Origin of the sequence: Octadecabacter dasysiphoniae (assembly GCF_021532615.1) — a bacterium.
GTDB lineage: Bacteria > Pseudomonadota > Alphaproteobacteria > Rhodobacterales > Rhodobacteraceae > Octadecabacter > Octadecabacter dasysiphoniae.
The window spans coordinates 1329895-1349265 of the sequence record NZ_JAKGAQ010000001.1 but is presented as its reverse complement, the minus strand read 5'-3'; the positions used below and the strand labels follow the sequence as shown (position 1 = coordinate 1349265).

Here is a 19371-nt window from a genome sequence, read left to right as displayed (position 1 = left end):
AAAGTAATATGGGCGATATTCTGATCACCGACGACGAACGCGACATCCGTGAGTTGATCTCGGACATTCTCAAGGATGAGGGGTTCACGACGCGATTGGCGGGCACATCTGATGAATGCATGGCGCAAATCGACAAGGAAACGCCGGCGCTGATGATCCTCGATATCTGGCTGAAAGACAGCCGCATGGACGGGATCGATATCCTCAAGCAGGTCAAGAAGGATCACCCGGAAGTACCGGTTGTGATCATTTCCGGCCACGGCAATATCGAAATCGCGGTCGCTGCGATCAAACAAGGCGCATACGACTTTATCGAAAAACCGTTTAATATCGACCAGTTGATGGTTGTGATCCGCCGCGCCATGGAAACCAGCCGCCTGCGCCGCGAGAACATCGAACTTAAACGCACAGATGCGGCACCAACGGAGATGCTTGGTGAAAGTGCTGCGTTCCGCACCTTGATTTCCCAGCTAGAGAAGGTCACGAAATCAAATGGTCGTGTGATGCTGACGGGCGAGAGCGGCACAGGAAAAGAAACCGCCGCGCGCTACATCCACGTCAATTCTGATCGCGCCGACATGCCGTTTGTATCCGTGAACTGTGCGGGCGTCGAACCCGAGCGTATGGAAGAAGTGCTGTTTGGTCGTGAAACCGAAGGCCGCGGGATTGAACGTGGTTTGCTGGAAGAAGCCAGCGGCGGTGTGATCTATTTTGACGGGGTCGCAGACATGCCCCTTGCGACACAATCCAAACTGCTGCGCGTGCTGGTTGATCAGAAATTCCAGCGCGTTGGCGGTGTGGACAAAGTGCAGGTTGATGTCCGGGTTATTTCCAGCACGAACCGTGATCTGGTCGCCGCGATTGAGGCAGAGACCTTCCGACAAGAATTGTATCACCGCCTGAATGTTGTGCCGATCCATGTCCCCAGCCTTGAAGAACGTCGCGAGGACATTCCGTTGTTGGCTGCCCACTTTATCGAAGAATTACATGTATCTCAGGGGCTTACAGCGCGACCTTTAAGTGATGAGGCTGGTGCATTGCTGCAAACGATGCCGTGGCCGGGCAATGCGCGCCAGCTTCGAAACGTGATGGAACGGGTGTTGATCCTTGGGGATGCCACCGGACCGATTGAGGCCAAAGAGCTTCCAAATCAGGCGGACGGCCCGTCTGATGATGGCCGCGTGTTGTTGTCCGGTAGCCTTGCGACGCTGCCGCTGCGCGAAGCCCGTGAGCTGTTTGAACGTGAATACCTTCTGACCCAGATCAACCGTTTTGGCGGCAATATCAGCCGCACCGCAAGCTTTGTGGGCATGGAACGTTCCGCATTGCACCGCAAGCTCAAGACGCTTGGTGTTGTGACATCCAACAAAGCGGGTGCGCGGGTGGCCTACATCGAAGAAGATGCCGAAGCGTGAGCGATTGACCGTGCTGGCCCCATCTGTCACCACCATTGAACCGAAATCAGACACCGATTGAATTGAGGCGCGTCCATGAAGGTTATCATTTGCGGAGCAGGTCAAGTCGGCTGGCAAATCGCCCGTCACCTCGCGTCAGAGCGCAACGACGTCACCGTTGTTGACAACAACCCTGAACTGGTGCGCCGCGCGACCGATACGTTGGACGTGCAAGGCATTTCCGGTTTCGCCAGCTACCCGGACATTCTGGAACGGGCAGGGGCCGAAGATGCCGATATGGTCATCGCGGCCACCCATTCCGACGAGGTCAATATGGTGACCTGTCAGGTGGCCCATTCGGTGTTTGCAGTACAACGCAAGATCGCGCGTTTGCGCGGGCAAAGTTATCTGAATGCCATCTATTCCGATCTGTACCGCCGCGATCACCTGCCGATTGATGTCGTGATTTCGCCCGAACGCGAAGTAGCAGAGGCCGCGCTTCAACGGCTTGCGGCACCGGCGGCGTTTGACACCGAAAGCTTTCTTGAAGGCCATGCGCAGCTTTTGGGCATCGCGATTGACGAAGACTGCCCGGTTATCAACACACCCCTTCGTCAGCTCAGCGATCTGTTTTCAACACTAAAGGCGATTGTTGTCGGGATACGGCGCGGCGGGACGTTGTTCGTGCCCTCAGCGGGGGACCAGATTTTTCCGAACGATGAATGTTACGTCATGACGGAAAACACCGATATGGCCCGCACTTTGGAAATCTTTGGCAAGACACAGGGCAAACTGGAACGGGTCGTGATCATCGGTGGCGGCAACGTCGGATTGGCCGTGGCCCGCGCGCTGGAAACCCGCACCGATCGTATCCGTGTGCGGGTGATCGAACGAAACCGCGACATTGCGGAAACCGCCGCTGACGCGCTGGAACGTACAATTGTTCTGAACGGGGATGGTCTGGATTCATCCCTTCTGGAAGAGGCGAATATCGGAAATGCCGACGCGGTTTTGGCCGTAACAGATGATGATAAAACCAACCTGCTGGCGGCCGTCCGCGCCAAAGGGCTGGGCTGTAAAATGGCAATCTGTCTGACCAATGATCCAACGCTTGTGCCGCTGATGGGGCCGCTTGATATCGACGCCTACATCAACCCTCGCGCCACGACCGTTTCCTCCATCTTGCGCCACATCCGGCACGGGCGTGTGCGATCTGTCTATTCAATCGGTGACGCCGAGGCAGAGATGATCGAGGCACAGGTTTTGACCACCAGTCCCATCGCGGGAAAGCAGCTTAAGGACGTTGATTTCCCCGAAGGTGTTTTAGTGGGCGGTGTTCTCAAAAGTGGCAAAATGTCAAAACCTCGTGCAGATTTGCGCATCGAGGAGGGCGATATTGTTGCAATTTTCGCGATGGCCAGTCAGGTCGCAGAGGTCGAGACGCTGCTGCAAGTGTCTATCGACTTCTTCTAGGGGGCGTTTGGGGCGATGATGAACACCCTTCTTCAACGCCCGTTTTTCGTGCTTTTGATGGGCATCGGATCACTGGCCATGATCGTGCCTGCGGCCCATGCTCTCGCCGTGGACAATCACGCGGTCTCACGGTCGTTTTTCTATTCCGCGCTGCTGTTTTTCGTGCTCACGCTGTTCATAGGATTGGCCACCGCTAGCTACAAAAGCACGCTGGCGCGCGGCTACCTTGTGTCCCTTCTTGCGGCCTTTTTGATCCTGCCAATCATGCTTGCGGTGCCGATGTATGAATCCGTGTCGCGCATGTCTTTTCTTGAGGCGTGGTTTGAAAGCGTTTCCTCGATCACGACAACCGGTGCCACCCTTTATGACAGCCCACGCAACTTACCCAGTTCGGTGCATTTGTGGCGTGCGTTGATGGGATGGCTTGGCGGTTTGCTGGTGTGGGTTGCTGCGATTTCGATCCTCGCGCCGCTTAACATCGGGGGGTTTGAGGTCCGCGCGACACAGGGCGGAACGGCGCGTGACAGAAACTATGCCCAGATCGGGCGCGTGTCTGATCCGTCCGAACGCTTGGCCCGTTACGGTGCGAAATTGATCCCGCTTTACACGGCGCTTACGGCGTTGCTTTGGTTAGGGTTAACGGCGGCGGGTGAAATTCCGTTTGTGGCCCTGTGCCATGCAATGTCGGTGATGGCGACGTCCGGCATATCCCCGGTCGGTGGCATCCTGTTTTCACCCTCGGGACTGGTCGGAGAATTCATAATCCTCTTCTTCTTTGCATTTGCGATGTCGCGCGTGTCGTTTTCGCGCGGGTTGTCCGGGCTGGAAATGAAACCGTTACACAAAGACAGCGAATTCAAATTGGCCATCATCTTGATCGTCGTGCTGGTGATGGTCTTGTTCGTGCGCCACGGCCTTGTGGTCTTTGAAAACGATGCCCAGAACGATTTTATTTCCGCGGCACATGCGCTGTGGGGCGCTTTGTTCACAATCACCAGCTTTTTGACGACGACAGGCTTTGAATCCGCAGATTGGACGGCAACACGCGATTGGTCAGGGCTTGGCACGCCTGGGTTAATGCTGGTGGGCCTGTCGCTGATCGGGGGCGGCGTTGCGACGACCGCAGGTGGCATTAAATTGCTACGGGTCTATGCGTTGTGGAAACACGGCCAGCGCGAAATTGAACGCCTTGTTCATCCGTCTTCCGTCGGGGGGGCGGGCAAAGAAGCGCGCCAGATCCGCAGGCAAGGCGCGCAGATCGCGTGGATTTTCTTTATGTTGTTCACCATTTCCATCGCGGCCGTGATGGTTTTGTTGGCGCTGTCAGGTGTGCAGTTCGAAACGGCGATGGTGCTGGCGGTGTCGGCCCTGTCAACAACCGGACCGCTGGCGTCGATCGCGGCTGAAACACCGATTTCCTATGCGGGTATCCCGGACTTTGCGAAGGTCGTTCTGGCCTTGGCGATGGTTCTTGGCCGCCTTGAGGCGCTTGCCATTATCGCACTATTGAACCCCGAATTCTGGCGGCGATGACACGCCACAATTGGTGTGGTGTTTTGGGGGTGGAAATTCGAAACGCCCCACGACATAGTACGACGTGGATGGATACATTGGCCGCCTAGGGCAGTCACAAAAACAATAAGGGATGGGGAACATGGCCTCAGATAAGCAGAACTTACAGGATGCGTTTCTAAATAACGTCCGCAAATCCAAGGTTCCGGTAACTATTTTCTTGATCAACGGTGTGAAGCTTCAGGGGGTCATCACGTGGTTTGACAGCTTCTGCGTGTTGTTGCGCCGCGATGGCCAGAGCCAGTTGGTCTACAAATCGGCGATCAGCACAATCATGCCGAGCCAGCCGATCAGTCTTTATGACGGCGAAGAAGCGTAAATAGGATGGGCGAGGAACGGTCCGCCACGCGGGCCTATGTCCTGCATCCGGAAATCAAATCAGACCATCTGCGCCGAAATGCACAGGCCGCCCTTGAAGAAGGGGTATCGCTTGCGCGCGCGCTACCTGAACTTGATGTCGCTGGCGCGCAGGTTGTTGGCCTTCCCAAAGTCCATCCCGGGATGTTGTTCGGCAAAGGCAAGATCGCTGAAATCGGTGAATGGTTAGAAGAGGCCGATGCTGGCCTTGTTCTGATCGATGGCCACGTGAGCCCGGTGCAGCAGCGTAACCTTGAAAAAGAATGGGGCGTCAAACTGCTGGACCGCACCGGCCTGATCTTAGAAATCTTCAGCGACCGCGCGCGCACACGCGAAGGCGTGTTGCAGGTTGAAATGGCCGCGCTGTCGTATCAGCGCACGCGGCTTGTCCGCGCATGGACCCACCTTGAACGCCAGCGTGGTGGTCTTGGTTTTGTCGGTGGCCCCGGTGAAACCCAGATTGAGGCGGACCGCCGCGCGATTGATCTCCAGCTAAACCGCCTTAAGAAGTCGTTGGAAAAGGTTGTTAAGACACGGGAATTGCACCGCAAGGCACGCGCCAAGGTGCCGTTTCCGATTGTGGCTTTGGTTGGTTACACCAATGCTGGTAAATCGACGCTGTTCAACCGACTAACGGGCGCGGATGTGTTCGCCAAAGACATGTTGTTCGCCACGCTTGATCCGACCATGCGCAGGGTTGAATTGCCCACGGGCGACGAAGTCATCATGTCTGACACGGTTGGGTTTATTTCTGACTTGCCAACGCAACTTGTCGCGTCGTTCCGTGCAACCCTCGAAGAAGTGCTGGAAGCAGACGTGATTCTGCACGTGCGCGATATCAGTCATGCCCAATCTGCCGCCCAAAAACGCGCGGTAATGGATACGTTGCGCCAGCTTGACGTGAACCCCGATGTGCCGATGATCGAAGTTCTGAACAAGGTCGATCTGCTGGACGAGGATGATGCGAATTACGTGTCGGCCCTCAACAAAGACGGCGACGATGTCTTTGCGATTTCGGCTGTCACAGGGCAGGGGCTGGATACGCTTCTTGAACGGGTTACCGAACACCTAAAGGGCAAGACCCGCGATCTGACGCTGACGCTCGATTGGGCGATGGGTGCTGCCCAAAGCTGGCTGCAACGCGAAGGCGTTATCGTATCAGACGATCAGACCGACACAGGCTGGACCATCAACGTCACCTGGACGCCAATGCAGCAGGCCCAGTTTGAAAAACAGTTTCCTGATGCGATGGATTTGCCCAAAGACACAAAGCCCGTGGATGACGGCAAAAGCGGTGGATACCACCCGCTCGATTAATTGGCGGTTCCCACTGGCTGTAACATGGTCACACCAACGGCCCCACCACGCGCCAACGCCGGATCAAGCGACATGGGGATATATTCACCGCGCCGCCACAAATCGCCAAGATCATCGTAGTAGCGCGATAGGAAATGACCCGATTGGCCCGTGGACGTGATGAACACCGAACTGTCCGGATCGGCGAAATCATAGACGCCCCGGTACGCGGCCGCGTGGACATTCAGGAACGGATCATCGCCAACGCCACTGGTGCGGCCCCGCATCAACGTGTTGTCGCCACCAGACGTGGATTGGCGGATGTTGACGAACCAACGCAACACCGGTGCCTCACCCAAGACCGGATGGTCATGCGTGGCCTCATGGGCGTCGCCCCAGCGCAGACTTTCGAGGGCCGTACCGTGACGTTCACCGACCCAAATAAGCGCATCATCAAGCGCCAGTCTGGCAATGTCGCTGCACGTTTCTTGCGGCGCGGATTGCAAGACGTCGCACCATTCAGACGCACCATCCGTGTTGCGGTAAACCCGTTCGATGAACAGCGGTTCAACATGGGTGAATTCCCGCGCCAAGGGGCCCAGTTCATCGCGGATCAGGCGGTCTTGTAACGCCCGCATCCATGCGGAATAAAGAAGCGGTTCGGGCAGATGTTCGTTCATCTCACCGTTCCATTCAGCGAGCAGCGCCAAGGCGTCCTGACGCAATTTCGCAGGTGTGCCTTCCGGGGCCGCTTCGCCTGTGAACCACAGATCAGCACCAATCAGCGGCAAGATGGATCGCGCGGTGTAGCTGACAGTATCTGACTGGGCTTCGATGAAACTGTCGCGCGTGTGGACTTCGCGGGCTTGCATCAACAAACGCCAGCGGTTCACGCGCTGGCTGTCCCCCCACATATGGCTGATGTGGGCGGGGAACGGGGCCTCAATGACCTTGTTGTTGGTGTTTCCAACGATCCCGCCGATGGGGTCAATCCACTCCGGGTTGGTGTCATAGGCGCGCCGTCCATCCCAGCGGTTCTGCGGCAGATACCCGTAATGGGGCAAACGGCCTTGGGTCACATGGGCGGGGTCGCGGTTGGGAACATGGCCGATCAGTTTTAGCCCAATAGAATTGCGATCCGCGAGGGTCAGCATCTGGCTTGGGGCGACATACCCCTCCGCGGCCGCAATTCCGGCCTCGACGCTTGTGGCGCGCATAAGTTCCATCGCGGCTTGCATGGTTGTGTCTGCATCTGACAAGGCCGTCCACGCGACAGCCGTTACATGCCCGGGCGGGCGGATTGTGTTCAGATCGTATTGATCGGGCGGCAGGACGGGTCCGTTCACTGTCCATTGCAATTGCAATGTCACCGACGGCGCGTCTTTGATGCGCACGATGCTTTCGCGGGTTTCAAAGTTCGCCCAGCCATTCGGAACGCGGTATTGGCTGGCGTCTGACGGGTTCACCTCTTCGATATAAACATCCTGATCATCAAGGTAGGATGACGTGATCCCCCAACCCAGATCAGAAGACCGGCCCAGCATAATCACGGGCACACCGGGAATGGTGCCGCCGATCACGCCGCCACTTTCCAGTTCCAGACGCGCAAGATACCAGATCGACGGCGCCGTCAGGCCAAGATGCGGATCATTGGCCAACAAAGTTGATCCTGTGGCTGAGCGTGGCACACCCGCCGCCCATGCATTCGACGCCCCCGCAAGGGCACGCGGCACAACAGGCGAAATCGGGTCAAACGCCATGCGTGAATTGGGCGCATATGTCGGTACATCCGGCACAAGCGATGCGTAGTTGGGCAGCGCCGCAAGGCCGGACCCCGGAACCATTGGCAAGATGTCGTTCAGACGGTCTTCGTTGCTGAGGATCAGCGATGTGCGGGCACGCAACACTTCTTCTTCGAGGTGACTGCTAAGCTGGAGCGCCATGACTTTAATGATCGATACGGAATCCGCAGGTTGCCACGGTGCAATCGCATGGTTGAACATCCACATCTCAGGCGCGCCACGGCCTCGTGCGCCTGCGTTGACCTGATTGATCCATGCATTGACGCCCGCGGAATACGCCTCAAGCGCTGCTCGGGTGGTCTCATCAAGCGCGTTCACCGATGATTGCGACAACGGGTATAAATCAAGGCGGCGGATCAGACTGTCGATGGGCAGCGTGCGCGCGCCGAACAGTTCCGACAAACGGCCCTGTGCTGTGCGGCGCAGCATTGTCATTTGCCACAACCTGTCTTGGGCGTGGGCAAGGCCAAGGGCAAAGAACACGTCTTCGTCTGTGTCGCCAAAGATATGGGGCACATTCGCATTGTCGCGCACGATTTCCACAGGCGCGGAAATGCCAGCAACCTCAAGCGTGCCTTCGTAGTCGGGCAAGGAACGGGATGCGAAATAATAGGCCAGCGCAAACACCGCAACAGCCAGAACGATCAGCGCAGAGGCAAGTCGGATGAGCCAGCGAAAGACGAGTGCCATAAAGGTTCCTTAAACGAGCGTGCCCGATGCCAGTTGACGCGGCGCGCGGACCCGTTACCTATCTCGCAACACAATTGATGATGCAAGCAAGAGGACACACCATGGCAAAGGTCGCATTTTTAGGATTAGGGGTCATGGGATATCCAATGGCCGGGCATCTGGTAAAGGCGGGTCACGATGTGACTGTTTATAACCGCACGGTGGCCAAGGCCGAAGCCTGGGTTGGTGAACACGGCGGGGCCATGGCTACGACACCTGCGAAGGCGGCGGATGGCGCAGATTTCGTAATGGCTTGCGTGGGCAATGACGATGATTTGCGCGGTGTGTGCGTTGGCGCTGACGGCGCGTTTGCAACCATGGAATCGGGCGCTGTGTTCGTAGATCACACGACGGTTTCGGCCAAGGTCACCCGCGAACTTTACGCCATGGCGGCGCAAACGGGCGTTGCATTCGTTGATGCGCCAATTTCTGGCGGCCAAGCGGGCGCAGAGAATGGTGTGTTGTCTGTCATGTGCGGTGGCGACGCGGATGTCTATGCAAAGGCCGAACCGGTCATTGATGCCTATGCGCGCGTTTGCCGCCGTATCGGGGACAGTGGCGCAGGCCAGATGACCAAGATGTGCAACCAGATCGCCATCGCGGGTTTGGTTCAAGGCCTGTCAGAGGCGTTGCATTTCGCCGAGAAAGCCGGCCTAGATGGCCGCGCCGTGGTTGAGGTTATTTCACAAGGTGCGGCGGGATCATGGCAGATGCAGAACCGTTATGAGACCATGATTGATGGCGAATTCGATCACGGCTTTGCGGTGGATTGGATGCGCAAGGACCTTGGCATTTGCCTTGATACTGCTGATGAAACAGGCGCATCGTTGCCTGTTACCGCGATTGTCGATCAATTTTACAAAGACGTTCAAAACATGGGCGGCGCACGGTGGGACACATCAAGCCTGATAAAAAGACTGCGCGCGTTAGGGTAGAACCTCACATTGCCCTGCCAATGTGAGGTTGGCAGGTTGAAGCGTGAGGCGGGCAGTGCCGTCGGGTTGCACAATCATCAGGCGGCTGCCGATTTCGCCTGCGTCTTCATGAAAACCGCGCACACCGCCGGGCATCAAGATCGCCTCTGCGCTGAAAACATCACGATCTTGCGTCACGGTGGTGATTTGCCGTCTTGGCGGGTCGTTCGGGTTTTGCGGGGCGACGAATTGCGCGGTGTCGATTGCAAATTTTACGGAAATCTCCTTGCACTGTGAAACGCAGCCAAGGTCGCGCAGGACACAGTCAAAGTTTGCCAAGGCAGGTGTTGCGGTCAGACATATCAGGCCCGCTACGATCTTCATGGTGATCTAAGCCGTTCACATCGCCCGGTCGCATAATGTTCGATCGGCGTGCTTGCGGGGCCGGATGCGGCTTCCCAATATAACGTGCGATCAGAAAAGAAAGTCAAAGTGCCGCTCACGACACCGCCGCGTGTTTCGTATACATGTTCGGTCGCCGTTTTTGTAACAGAGACATCCGGATTGACCCGCGCCAGTTCCAGCCGCGGCTTAAGGTCGACATGTTCGGTATAGAGAACAAACGAGGATGGATCAGATGTACAAGTATCGCCTTCGCAATATTCGTTGAATGTACAGATGTAGTGCGGATAATCAGAGTCGCCAACCACACCCGGCGCGTCCGATCTGCCGGATGAAATCGCCATCAGCGTTAGAAAACCAATGACGACGGCCAATGCAACGGGCAACATAGTGGAACGGCTTAACATGGCGACCTCTTTACAAAAAACAAGTTAACGAATTGACCTAGACTGAAAGCCGCGCGGCATGTGCCCCCCGTTCGCGGTAGGGCGTGGTGTCGTAATGGGCGCGGTAACATTTTGAAAAATGGCTCGGTGATGCGAAACCACAGGCCAGCGCCACGTTGATGACGCTCATATCCGTTTGCATCAACAGGTTGCGCGCCTTTTGCAGGCGCAGTTCCATATAATAGCGCTTGGGCGAGCGGTTCAGATAACGACGAAACAGGCGTTCCAGCTGGCGGGTAGACATTCCGACATCTTTGGCCAAAATCGACGGACTAATGGGTTCTTCAATATTCTGTTCCATCGCCTGGATAACGCGGGACAATTTCGGATGCCGCACACCGATGCGGGTCGGGATCGACAAACGCTGCGTGTCTTGATCGGTGCGAATAGCTGAATAAATCTGCTGGTCTGCAACGGCATTGGCCAGTTCTTCGCCGTATTGATCGGCGATAATCTGCAAGAACAAATCGATGGAGGACGTACCACCGGCTGTGGTCCAGCGATTGCCGTCTTTGACAAAGACCGATTTTGTCAGCTCTACCTCAAGAAACTCCTCTGCAAAGCTGTCGTGGTTTTCCCAATGGATCGTCGCGCGTTTGCCATCCAGAAGCCCGGCCTTGGCAAGCGAAAACGCAGCCGTACACAGCCCGCCCATCGTCAAGCCACGGCGGGATTCACGGCGCAACCAGTTGAGTATTTTCTTGGTCGTTGCGGATTGAACATCACGCCCGCCACACAAAATCACCGTGTCGTCGCGGTGCAGTTCTTCCAAATCACCATCGAGGTTAAACGTGGTCCCGGTTGAACAAGTGACAGTATCACCACCTTCGCCAACCAGCGACCATTTGTACAATTCCTGACCCGCCATCAAATTGGCGATGCGCAGGCAGTCAACCGCCGCCGCAAACGACAAAAGCGTAAATTGGTCGAGCAAGACAAACACGAACCGTGAAGGTGTATCGCGCGTTGCTTCTACGTCGATGATATTGTGACGCTGCATTGGGGGTCCATATTCTTATACCACTGGAAATCCTGACCACCTTTCCAGTGCCATATCAAGTGATTTGAAACACAAAAGCGACATAAAGAAGCAGTTTTGGCGTTGGACCTTATCCACAGGTTGTCTATAAGCAGGGCTGGTACCGCTAACCGATCTGGTGTGCGGGCTGTTTTACCTGGAGCAAGAACATGACGGACTGGAACAAATCTGACTGGCGCAACAAGCCGCGGGTTCAGATGCCTGACTATACCGACGCAGCGGCACTGGCCGCAGTTGAGGAAAAGCTGGGGTCCTATCCACCACTGGTTTTTGCAGGCGAAGCACGGCGTTTGCGCGCTGAACTGGCAGATGTGTCGCGCGGCGATGCGTTCTTGTTGCAGGGCGGCGATTGCGCCGAAAGCTTTGCTGCGTTTCAGGCTGACCCGATCCGCGACACGTTCAAAGTGATGTTGCAGATGGCAATGGTGCTGACATACGGCGCCAAAGTGCCTGTCGTTAAGGTTGGCCGCATGGCGGGGCAATTCGCCAAGCCGCGCTCTGCGCCGACAGAAGTTGTCGATGGTGTAGAACTGCCGAGCTACCGCGGTGACATCATCAACGATCTGGAATTCACGCCGGAATCACGCATTCCGAACCCCGAAAAGATGTTACAGGCATACACACAGGCCGCTGGCACGCTGAACCTGCTGCGCGCCTTTTCGACAGGTGGTTATGCAGATGTACATCAGGTGCACGGCTGGACGCTGGGATTCACCGGCGCGCCCGAAGCCGCGAAATATCGCGAGATGGCCGAACGGATTTCCGACACGCTTGATTTCATGCAAGCGGCTGGGATGACGTCGGATAACAACCACGAACTTCAGACGGTGGATTTCTACACATCCCACGAAGCGCTGTTGCTTGAATACGAAGAGGCCCTGACGCGGATCGATTCTACGTCCGGCAAATGGCTTGCTGGGTCCGGTCATATGATCTGGATTGGCGATCGCACACGTCAGCCAGACGGCGCGCATGTTGAATTCTGTTCCGGTGTGCAAAACCCGATCGGGTTGAAGTGCGGCCCGACGATGACGACAGGTCACCTCAAGGCGCTGATGCACAAGCTGAACCCTGAAAACGAAGCGGGCCGTTTGACGTTGATCGCGCGCTTTGGTGCGGGCACGGTCGGTGAACACCTGCCGCGTCTGATCAAAGCGGTTGAGGAAGAGGGTGCGAACGTCGTTTGGACCTGTGATCCGATGCACGGCAACACGATCAAATCATCCTCGGGTTATAAAACCCGTCCGTTCGAAAGTGTGCTGCGCGAGGTGCGTGAATTCTTTGGCGTGCACAACGCCGAAGGGACCGTGCCCGGTGGTGTCCACTTTGAAATGACGGGCGCGGATGTAACCGAATGTACCGGTGGTGTGCGTGCGGTGACGGACGAAGACCTCGGGTCGCGGTATCACACAGCGTGCGATCCGCGTCTGAATGCATCCCAGTCCTTGGAGCTTGCATTCTTGGTCGCTGAAGAATTGTCAGCGCGTCGCGCAAAGGTTCAGGCGGCGAAAACCGCCTGATACACTTTACGAATTAGAAACAACGAGGCGGAGGGCAGGCATGTCCCCCGCCTTTTTGCTGTCTGGGCCAGTGGCAACGCTGCGCAGGCTTGGCCGTGTCGTGGCCGTAGGAATGTTTGGCACGACCTGAAGGCCAACCGTCGGTTCAAACCGCGCAGGGATTTCTTTGGACAGCGCAAAGCGGCGTCCGCCCATTCCGCGGCGTCCTGACATCACAAGAACCCCCATGATACGGCTCACCCGACCATGATCATCGCGCAGTGGCAACATCAGGATTTTGCCATGCAGCTTTGGCTGGCCAACCGCACGAGGCGAGGAGAGCGCAAGTTCGACAAGACCGGGCGACGTAAACGCCTTTTCCAGATATTGACCGACTTCTGCGCGGGCCTCGGGCAGGAATGCCGCCGTCAGCGGCAAACCACGCGGTTCAATCCCGATCAGTTTAGCGATATTGCGGCCCGCGACGCGAATGCGCGCAACACCGGGGGCAACCCGTTCAAGGATGAAACTGTCTTCAAGAAGCCCGCCCATCTGGGCCGGATCAACGTCTTTGCGCAGCGGAACACCACGTGTTCGGGGCAGGGATGCCCAATACCGCTCCATTTCATTCAGCGCAGTCGGGTTTGTCATCAGAACGTCCTGTGCTTCGGTTACATCACCGGCGCGCAACTTGTAGGGATCAAATGTAAAGCTCATGCGATGTATCCTTAATCGGTTGTTTATGTGTTGGGCCGCTGGATTGGCCCGCAACAACCTTTTGCCATAATCGCGCCACAAATACTCTGAACAAAGTCCTAATAGGTTAACGGCTTAACGGTTTTTTAGTTAATTCTGCATGGTCGGGTCAGGCGCCACCCTTGCCCCTCGTGGGGCTTTGGCTTTAGGTGCAAGGGGATAGCCGACACACCGATCAATGGAGGCCTGCTTTGATCCGATCCATGACTGCCTTTGCCACTCAGCAAGGAAACGCCGATACCGCGTCTTGGACATGGGAGGTGCGGTCGGTCAACGGGCGCGGCCTTGATGTTAAAGTGCGCCTGCCTGATTCCGTAGCCGCGCTTGAGGCTGCGGTGCGCGCCAGCACCGGCAAGGTCGCAACGCGCGGAACAATCACCATCGGTTTGCGTCTTAATCGCGATCAGGCCGATGGCACCTTGCAAATTGATCCGGCCCGTATGGATGTGATCCTTGAGGCTCTCGATCGTGTGCAAGAACGCGCCTTCGATAAAGGTGTGACGTTGGGCCAACCCACCGCGGCGGATGTTTTGGCGCAGCGTGGTGTGTTGGTGATGGGGCAGGGTCAGGCCGCTGATTTGTCAGAACAGCTGATGGCCGATTTTGACAGCGCATTGGCTGCCATGATTGAAATGCGCGCGGCCGAGGGCGTGTCTTTGCTTGCCGTGCTAACGGATCAGATCAACCAGATCGAAACTTTGACAGCACAGGCAGTCGGCGCAGCCACCGCACGGACCGAGGCCGTCAAAACGCAAATGGCCGCCGCTTTGGCCCGCGTGATGGACACAGCGACAGGTGCTGACCCTGACCGCGTCGCGCAAGAACTGGCATTGCTTGCGGTGAAATCCGACATCACCGAAGAAATTGACAGACTTGGTGCGCATGTCACTGCGGCGCGGGACTTGTTGACCGCAGGCGGGCCGGTGGGGCGCAAGCTCGACTTTTTGACACAAGAATTTAACCGCGAGGCGAATACCCTGTGTTCCAAAGCGCAAGACGTGGACCTGACCCAGATTGGTCTGGCCTTGAAAGCCGTAATCGATCAGATGCGCGAACAAGTTCAGAACGTGGAGTAATTCGATGAACAGACGTGGCCTTTTGATAATCTTGTCATCGCCGTCCGGCGCGGGCAAATCGTTCCACTCAAAAATTCTGCGCAAATGGGATCCTTCGATCCGATTTTCTGTATCTGCCACAACGCGTGCGCCTCGCGTCGGTGAAGAAGACGGCGTTGATTACCATTTTGTCAGTACAGAAGAATTCAAAGACATGGTCGCCGAGGGCGAGATGCTTGAGCACGCCGAAGTGTTCGACAACCACTATGGTTCGCCCAAAGCACCCGTTAAGGCCGCCATGGGCGCAGGCGAAGACACCTTGTTTGATATTGATTGGCAAGGCGGGCAACAGATCCGCAACTCGTCTTTAGGCAACGATGTTGTGTCGATCTTCTTGCTACCGCCCTCAATGGCCGTGCTGGAGGGTCGGCTGCGGTCGCGTGGCCAGGACAGCGATGAGGTGATTGCAAACCGCATGGCCAAATCATTGGACGAAGTCAGCCACTGGGCCGAATACGATTATGTTCTTGTCAACGATGACCCAGATGTCTGCGCGCAAAGCCTTAAGGCGATCTTGACCGCAGAACGCGCACGGCGCGAACGCCAGATCAGCTTGAACGACTTTGTCCGCGAACTGCAAACCGAATACGAGGATCAGACCTGATGCTGTACGATCTAGACGGTGCGTCGCCGGATATCGATACGGGCGCGTGGATTGCGCCGGGCTGCCATCTGATCGGTAAGGTCACTGTGATGGCCAGCGCGTCGGTCTGGTTCGGGACAACCATCCGAGGGGACAACGAACGCATTACAATCGGCCAAGGGTCCAACGTGCAGGAAAACTGCGTTTTGCACACGGATATGGGGTATCCGCTAGACGTCGGGACCAATTGCACAATTGGGCACAAGGCGATGCTGCACGGCTGCACAATTGGCGACAATTCCTTGATTGGCATGGGCGCCACTGTGTTGAACGGCGCTGTGATTGGTAAGAACTGCCTGATCGGGGCTGGTGCGCTGATCACCGAAGGCAAAATCATTCCTGACGGATCGCTGGTGATGGGCATTGGCAAGATCATCCGCGAGTTGGACGATAAGGCGATCCAAGGCCTGACCGCATCCGCTCTCCATTATCAAGAAAATGCCGCGCGCTACGCGACCGGCCTGAAAGAGATTTAAGATGACACAGCCCCCAAAAGACCTCGCGCGGCGCCCTGCATGGCCATCGTCTGTTTCGCGCCCCGTGGTAACACCGATCCAGCCGTCTGTTGTCTATTCATCGCCCGATCCTGACGGGTTGGATGCCCAATACGAGGATGGCAGCGGTTTCACCTATGCCCGCGAAGGCCACCCAAATGCGTCCGTTTTGGCCGAAAAGATTGACGGGCTTGAAGGCGTTTCTGGCGGCATTATCACCGGATCAGGCATGTCTGCCGTCGGCGCTGTGTTTTTGGGCGTTCTGAAGGCGGGCGATCATGTCATCGGCGCGGATCAGCTGTACGGGCGCACGTTGCGCCTGATGACCGAAGATTTGCCGAAATTCGGCATTGAAACCACTTTGGCCGACCCGACAGATGCATGCGCCATCGCCAAGGCAATCCAGCCGAACACGCGCATGATCGTGGTTGAGGTCGTATCGAACCCAACAATCCGGATCGCGGATATGGACGGGATCGCCAAGCTGTGTGCAGATCGCGGCATTCTGTTGATGGTCGATAACACGTTCACCACGCCGCGCAGCTATCTGCCGTTTGAACACGGCGCGGATATTGTCATTCATAGTGTAACAAAGCTGCTGGCCGGACATTCGGACGCCACGCTTGGTTACACTGTCGCAAAAGATCCCGCATTGATGGAAAAAATCAATGTGGCCAATGTGACATGGGGTCTGACGCCCAGCCCGTTTGATTGCTGGCTTGCTGAACGGGGGCTTCAATCGTTTGATTTGCGCTATGACCGCGCTGAGGCAACGGCAACGGCCCTGTCGCAGGCTTTGGCGGGATTGGACGGTGTTACGAAGGTTCTGCATCCCAGCCGCCCCGATCATCCAGACCACAACCGCGCCGCCCAAGTGTTGGGCAATCGCCCCGGCAACATGATGAGTTTCGAGGTCGCAGGCGGTCGGGCAGCCGCCAATGCGCTGACGCGCGCCGCCCCTGATCTGCCATTCGCACCAACCTTGGGGGATGTCGGCACGACGCTGTCCCATCCCGCATCTTCGTCCCACCGCGCGCTGACAGAACAGGGCCGCGCGGCTTTGGGAATTTCAGAGGGGTTCTTTCGCGTATCAGTAGGCCTTGAGGAACCGGATTTGTTGATCCGCGAGTTGAGCAATGCCATCGCCGAAAGCCAGAAGGCCTAGTCGAAATGTCTGATCCACGTGCATTGATCATGGCGTTGCCAAATCCGGTCATTTTGATTGATGCACACGACAAGATTTCTGGCGCGAACAATCCGGCCAAACAAATGATCGGGACGGACCCGGAAGGGCTGCACTACGTCACAGCATTGCGTCAGCCAGCGCTTCTGGATGCTGTCGAAGCGACGCTGAAAGACGCGCAGGGCCGCAGCGCGAGGTATCAGCGCACAGACGGCGTGCGCGATATGATGTGGGACGTCACGGTGTCAGGTGTGACGCTCGCCGATGGCCGCACGGTTGTTCTCAGTTTCCAGGACATGACCCCGCTTGAAGACGCCGGTGAGATGCGGCGCGATTTCGTCGCCAACGTCAGTCATGAATTGCGCACGCCGCTCACGTCTATGATGGGGTTTATCGAAACTTTGCGTGGGCCAGCCAAGGGCGACCCCAAGGCGCACGACCGTTTTCTTGGTATCATGGAGCAAGAGGCCGGGCGTATGCACCTGTTGGTCGAAGACCTGCTCCAGTTGAGCCGCGTTGAAGGCCAGGAACGTATCAGACCCACGGCCAAAGTGCCGCTGCAAGACCTTGTGGGCAGTGTCCTTGATGCCCTGCGCCCGACAGCAGATGCCAAAGGTGTCGCGCTTAGGGCTGATATGCCCGACAAAGCTGTGAAGATCCCGGGCGATCGTGAACAGCTTTGGCGGGTGGTTAGTAACCTTGTAGAAAATGCGATCAAATATGGCGCTGAGAACGGCACGGTTAAAATCCGTCTTAGTGGGCCGGTCCATGAACCCAGTTTGTTGCAATCAGGCATTCGGCTGAGCGTCCTTGATCACGGCGAAGGCATTGCCGCCCATCACATCGCGCGACTCACTGAACGATTTTACCGCGTGGACAGCCACCGCAGCCGCGAAGTGGGTGGAACGGGGCTTGGTCTTGCCATCGTGAAGCACATAATCAATCGCCATCGCGGCCAATTGCGGGTGCAAAGTGTGTTGGGGGAAGGCACTGAATTTACAGTGATTTTACCCGCAAGCACTGGTTCCGCCGCAGAATAATGCGCGCGGCCTGCCGGCTGTCACATTACTTTTACATAAACGTCACAAAAGCGTTTTGTACGCGGCCTAGGTCGTCCGTAATGATCCTGCGGCTCGCGCGGGGTTAAATGACAAAAAAGCTGGAGCTTCACATGTCTTTTCTAAAAATGACCGCATCTACATTGGCGATCACTGCCATTTCCGCCACCGCCGCTGCTGCCCGTGACAACGTACAAATTGCGGGTTCGTCCACGGTGCTGCCTTATGCGTCCATTGTTGCCGAAGTGTTCGGCGAGAATTCCGATTTCCCGACACCGGTCGTGGAATCTGGTGGATCATCTGCCGGCCTGAAACGGTTCTGCGAAGGGGTTGGTGAAAATACCATCGACATCGCAAACGCATCCCGCGCAATCAAAGACTCCGAACTTGCGACCTGCGCCGAAAACGGTGTGACGGACATCGTCGAAGTCCGCATTGGATACGATGGCATTGTTTTCGCATCTGACATCGATGGCAATGACTTCGCGTTCACACCATCCGATTGGTACATGGCCTTGGCGGCTGAAATGCCCATGGACGGCGCCATGGTTGCGAACACGAACATGGATTGGGCGTCCGTGAACGGCGATTTTGCAGACCAGCCCATCATGGCGTTTATTCCGGGCACAAAGCACGGAACCCGCGAAGTGTTCGAAGAAAAGGTTCTGTTGCAGGGCTGCGAAGACACCGGCGCATATGATGCCATGATCGAAATGGGCATGTCTGAAGACGACGCAGAGCGCGCTTGCATGGCCGTGCGCACGGATGGTTTGTCCGTGGACATCGACGGTGATTACACCGAAACGCTGGCCCGCATCGAAGCGGATTCAAACGGCATCGGCGTCTTCGGCCTCGCATTTTATGAAAACAACACCGACAAACTTCAGGTTGCGACGATGAACGAAGTTGTCCCGACAACTGAAAGCATCGCAGCGGGGGATTATCCGGTATCGCGTCCGCTGTACTTCTACCTCAAGGCGGCCCATGTCGGTGTGATCCCGGGCTTGCAAGAATTCGCAGGCTTCTTTGTTGCCGATGAATTGGCAGGGCCTGACGGACCGCTTTCGGCTTACGGTCTTGTGTCTGACCCGGAATTGTCTGACACGCAGGCGGCGGTTGCCAACCTGACGACTTTGGGCAACTAATCTTTCATTCTAAACGGGGGCGGTTCATATCGCCCCCGTTGTTCCATCAAAAAG

Annotated in this window: 18 protein-coding genes; 13 read left to right on the top strand and 5 right to left on the bottom strand. The window is 56.7% G+C overall.

What is annotated here, in order from left to right; all coding sequences use genetic code 11:
- The first annotated feature begins 8 nt into the window (after positions 1-8).
- The 5 genes from ntrX (at position 9) to hflX (ending at position 6113) form a co-directional block, all read left to right on the top strand.
- Positions 9-1415 (top strand): nitrogen assimilation response regulator NtrX, encoded by a 1407-nt coding sequence (gene ntrX / locus L0664_RS06510; protein WP_235224808.1) that lies wholly within the window; start codon positions 9-11, stop codon positions 1413-1415.
- A 75-nt stretch (positions 1416-1490) separates the two neighbouring features.
- The gene (gene trkA, locus L0664_RS06505; protein ID WP_235224807.1) at positions 1491-2867 is read left to right on the top strand and encodes a Trk system potassium transporter TrkA; all 1377 of its coding nucleotides are present in this window, start codon (positions 1491-1493) and stop codon (positions 2865-2867) included.
- A gap of 18 nt (positions 2868-2885) precedes the next feature.
- Complete coding sequence (locus L0664_RS06500; protein WP_235224907.1) at positions 2886-4400, top strand: TrkH family potassium uptake protein; 1515 nt, start codon at positions 2886-2888, stop codon at positions 4398-4400.
- A gap of 121 nt (positions 4401-4521) precedes the next feature.
- Positions 4522-4758 carry an RNA chaperone Hfq gene (gene hfq, locus L0664_RS06495; protein WP_235224806.1) on the top strand — a complete coding sequence of 79 codons (237 nt, stop codon included), beginning with the start codon at positions 4522-4524 and terminating at the stop codon, positions 4756-4758.
- 5 nt (positions 4759-4763) lie between these two features.
- Positions 4764-6113 (top strand): GTPase HflX, encoded by a 1350-nt coding sequence (hflX, locus tag L0664_RS06490; protein ID WP_235224805.1) that lies wholly within the window; start codon positions 4764-4766, stop codon positions 6111-6113.
- On the opposite strand, the gene L0664_RS06485 is transcribed toward hflX, so the two are convergent.
- Positions 6110-8584 carry a penicillin acylase family protein gene (locus L0664_RS06485; RefSeq protein WP_235224804.1) on the bottom strand — a complete coding sequence of 825 codons (2475 nt, stop codon included), beginning with the start codon at positions 8582-8584 and terminating at the stop codon, positions 6110-6112. The genes hflX and L0664_RS06485 overlap by 4 nt on opposite strands.
- A gap of 101 nt (positions 8585-8685) precedes the next feature.
- Between L0664_RS06485 and L0664_RS06480 the strand changes: the two genes are divergently transcribed.
- Entirely contained in the window at positions 8686-9558 is an 873-nt protein-coding gene (locus tag L0664_RS06480) for an NAD(P)-dependent oxidoreductase (RefSeq protein WP_235224803.1), read from the top strand.
- Here the strand turns inward: L0664_RS06480 and L0664_RS06475 are convergent.
- Genes L0664_RS06475 through L0664_RS06465 form a run of 3 tightly spaced genes read right to left on the bottom strand, consistent with a single transcriptional unit; the run spans position 9550 to position 11385 of the window.
- Entirely contained in the window at positions 9550-9921 is a 372-nt protein-coding gene (locus L0664_RS06475) for a hypothetical protein (protein ID WP_235224802.1), read from the bottom strand. The genes L0664_RS06480 and L0664_RS06475 overlap by 9 nt on opposite strands.
- A complete protein-coding gene (locus tag L0664_RS06470) occupies positions 9918-10346 on the bottom strand; it encodes a hypothetical protein (protein ID WP_235224801.1) in 429 nt (142 codons plus the stop codon). Before L0664_RS06470 ends, L0664_RS06475 begins: the two co-directional genes overlap by 4 nt.
- A 37-nt stretch (positions 10347-10383) precedes the next feature.
- Positions 10384-11385 (bottom strand): GlxA family transcriptional regulator, encoded by a 1002-nt coding sequence (locus L0664_RS06465; RefSeq protein ID WP_235224800.1) that lies wholly within the window; start codon positions 11383-11385, stop codon positions 10384-10386.
- A gap of 188 nt (positions 11386-11573) precedes the next feature.
- Between L0664_RS06465 and L0664_RS06460 the strand changes: the two genes are divergently transcribed.
- Positions 11574-12944, top strand: coding sequence for a class II 3-deoxy-7-phosphoheptulonate synthase (locus L0664_RS06460; protein ID WP_235224799.1), 1371 nt, complete (start codon positions 11574-11576; stop codon positions 12942-12944).
- A 6-nt stretch (positions 12945-12950) separates the two neighbouring features.
- Here the strand turns inward: L0664_RS06460 and L0664_RS06455 are convergent, their stop codons facing one another.
- The gene (locus L0664_RS06455; protein ID WP_235224798.1) at positions 12951-13640 is read right to left on the bottom strand and encodes a PAS domain-containing protein; all 690 of its coding nucleotides are present in this window, start codon (positions 13638-13640) and stop codon (positions 12951-12953) included.
- 230 nt (positions 13641-13870) lie between these two features.
- Here L0664_RS06455 and L0664_RS06450 point away from each other — a divergent pair, with 230 nt between their 5' ends.
- From L0664_RS06450 to L0664_RS06425, 6 genes are all read left to right on the top strand, one after another.
- Positions 13871-14755, top strand: a complete 885-nt coding sequence (locus L0664_RS06450; RefSeq protein ID WP_235224797.1) for a YicC/YloC family endoribonuclease — start codon at positions 13871-13873, stop codon at positions 14753-14755.
- Between the two features lie 4 nt (positions 14756-14759).
- Positions 14760-15398 (top strand): guanylate kinase, encoded by a 639-nt coding sequence (gene gmk / locus L0664_RS06445; protein WP_235224796.1) that lies wholly within the window; start codon positions 14760-14762, stop codon positions 15396-15398.
- Complete coding sequence (locus tag L0664_RS06440; protein ID WP_418888021.1) at positions 15395-15913, top strand: gamma carbonic anhydrase family protein; 519 nt, start codon at positions 15395-15397, stop codon at positions 15911-15913. The genes gmk and L0664_RS06440 overlap by 4 nt, the downstream gene beginning before the upstream one ends.
- 1 nt (position 15914) lies before the next feature.
- Positions 15915-17096 carry a trans-sulfuration enzyme family protein gene (locus tag L0664_RS06435; RefSeq protein ID WP_235224794.1) on the top strand — a complete coding sequence of 394 codons (1182 nt, stop codon included), beginning with the start codon at positions 15915-15917 and terminating at the stop codon, positions 17094-17096.
- 5 nt (positions 17097-17101) lie between these two features.
- Positions 17102-18154 (top strand): sensor histidine kinase, encoded by a 1053-nt coding sequence (locus L0664_RS06430; RefSeq protein WP_235224793.1) that lies wholly within the window; start codon positions 17102-17104, stop codon positions 18152-18154.
- A 131-nt stretch (positions 18155-18285) separates the two neighbouring features.
- Positions 18286-19317, top strand: a complete 1032-nt coding sequence (locus L0664_RS06425) for a PstS family phosphate ABC transporter substrate-binding protein (RefSeq protein ID WP_235224792.1) — start codon at positions 18286-18288, stop codon at positions 19315-19317.
- Positions 19318-19371 lie beyond the last annotated feature (54 nt).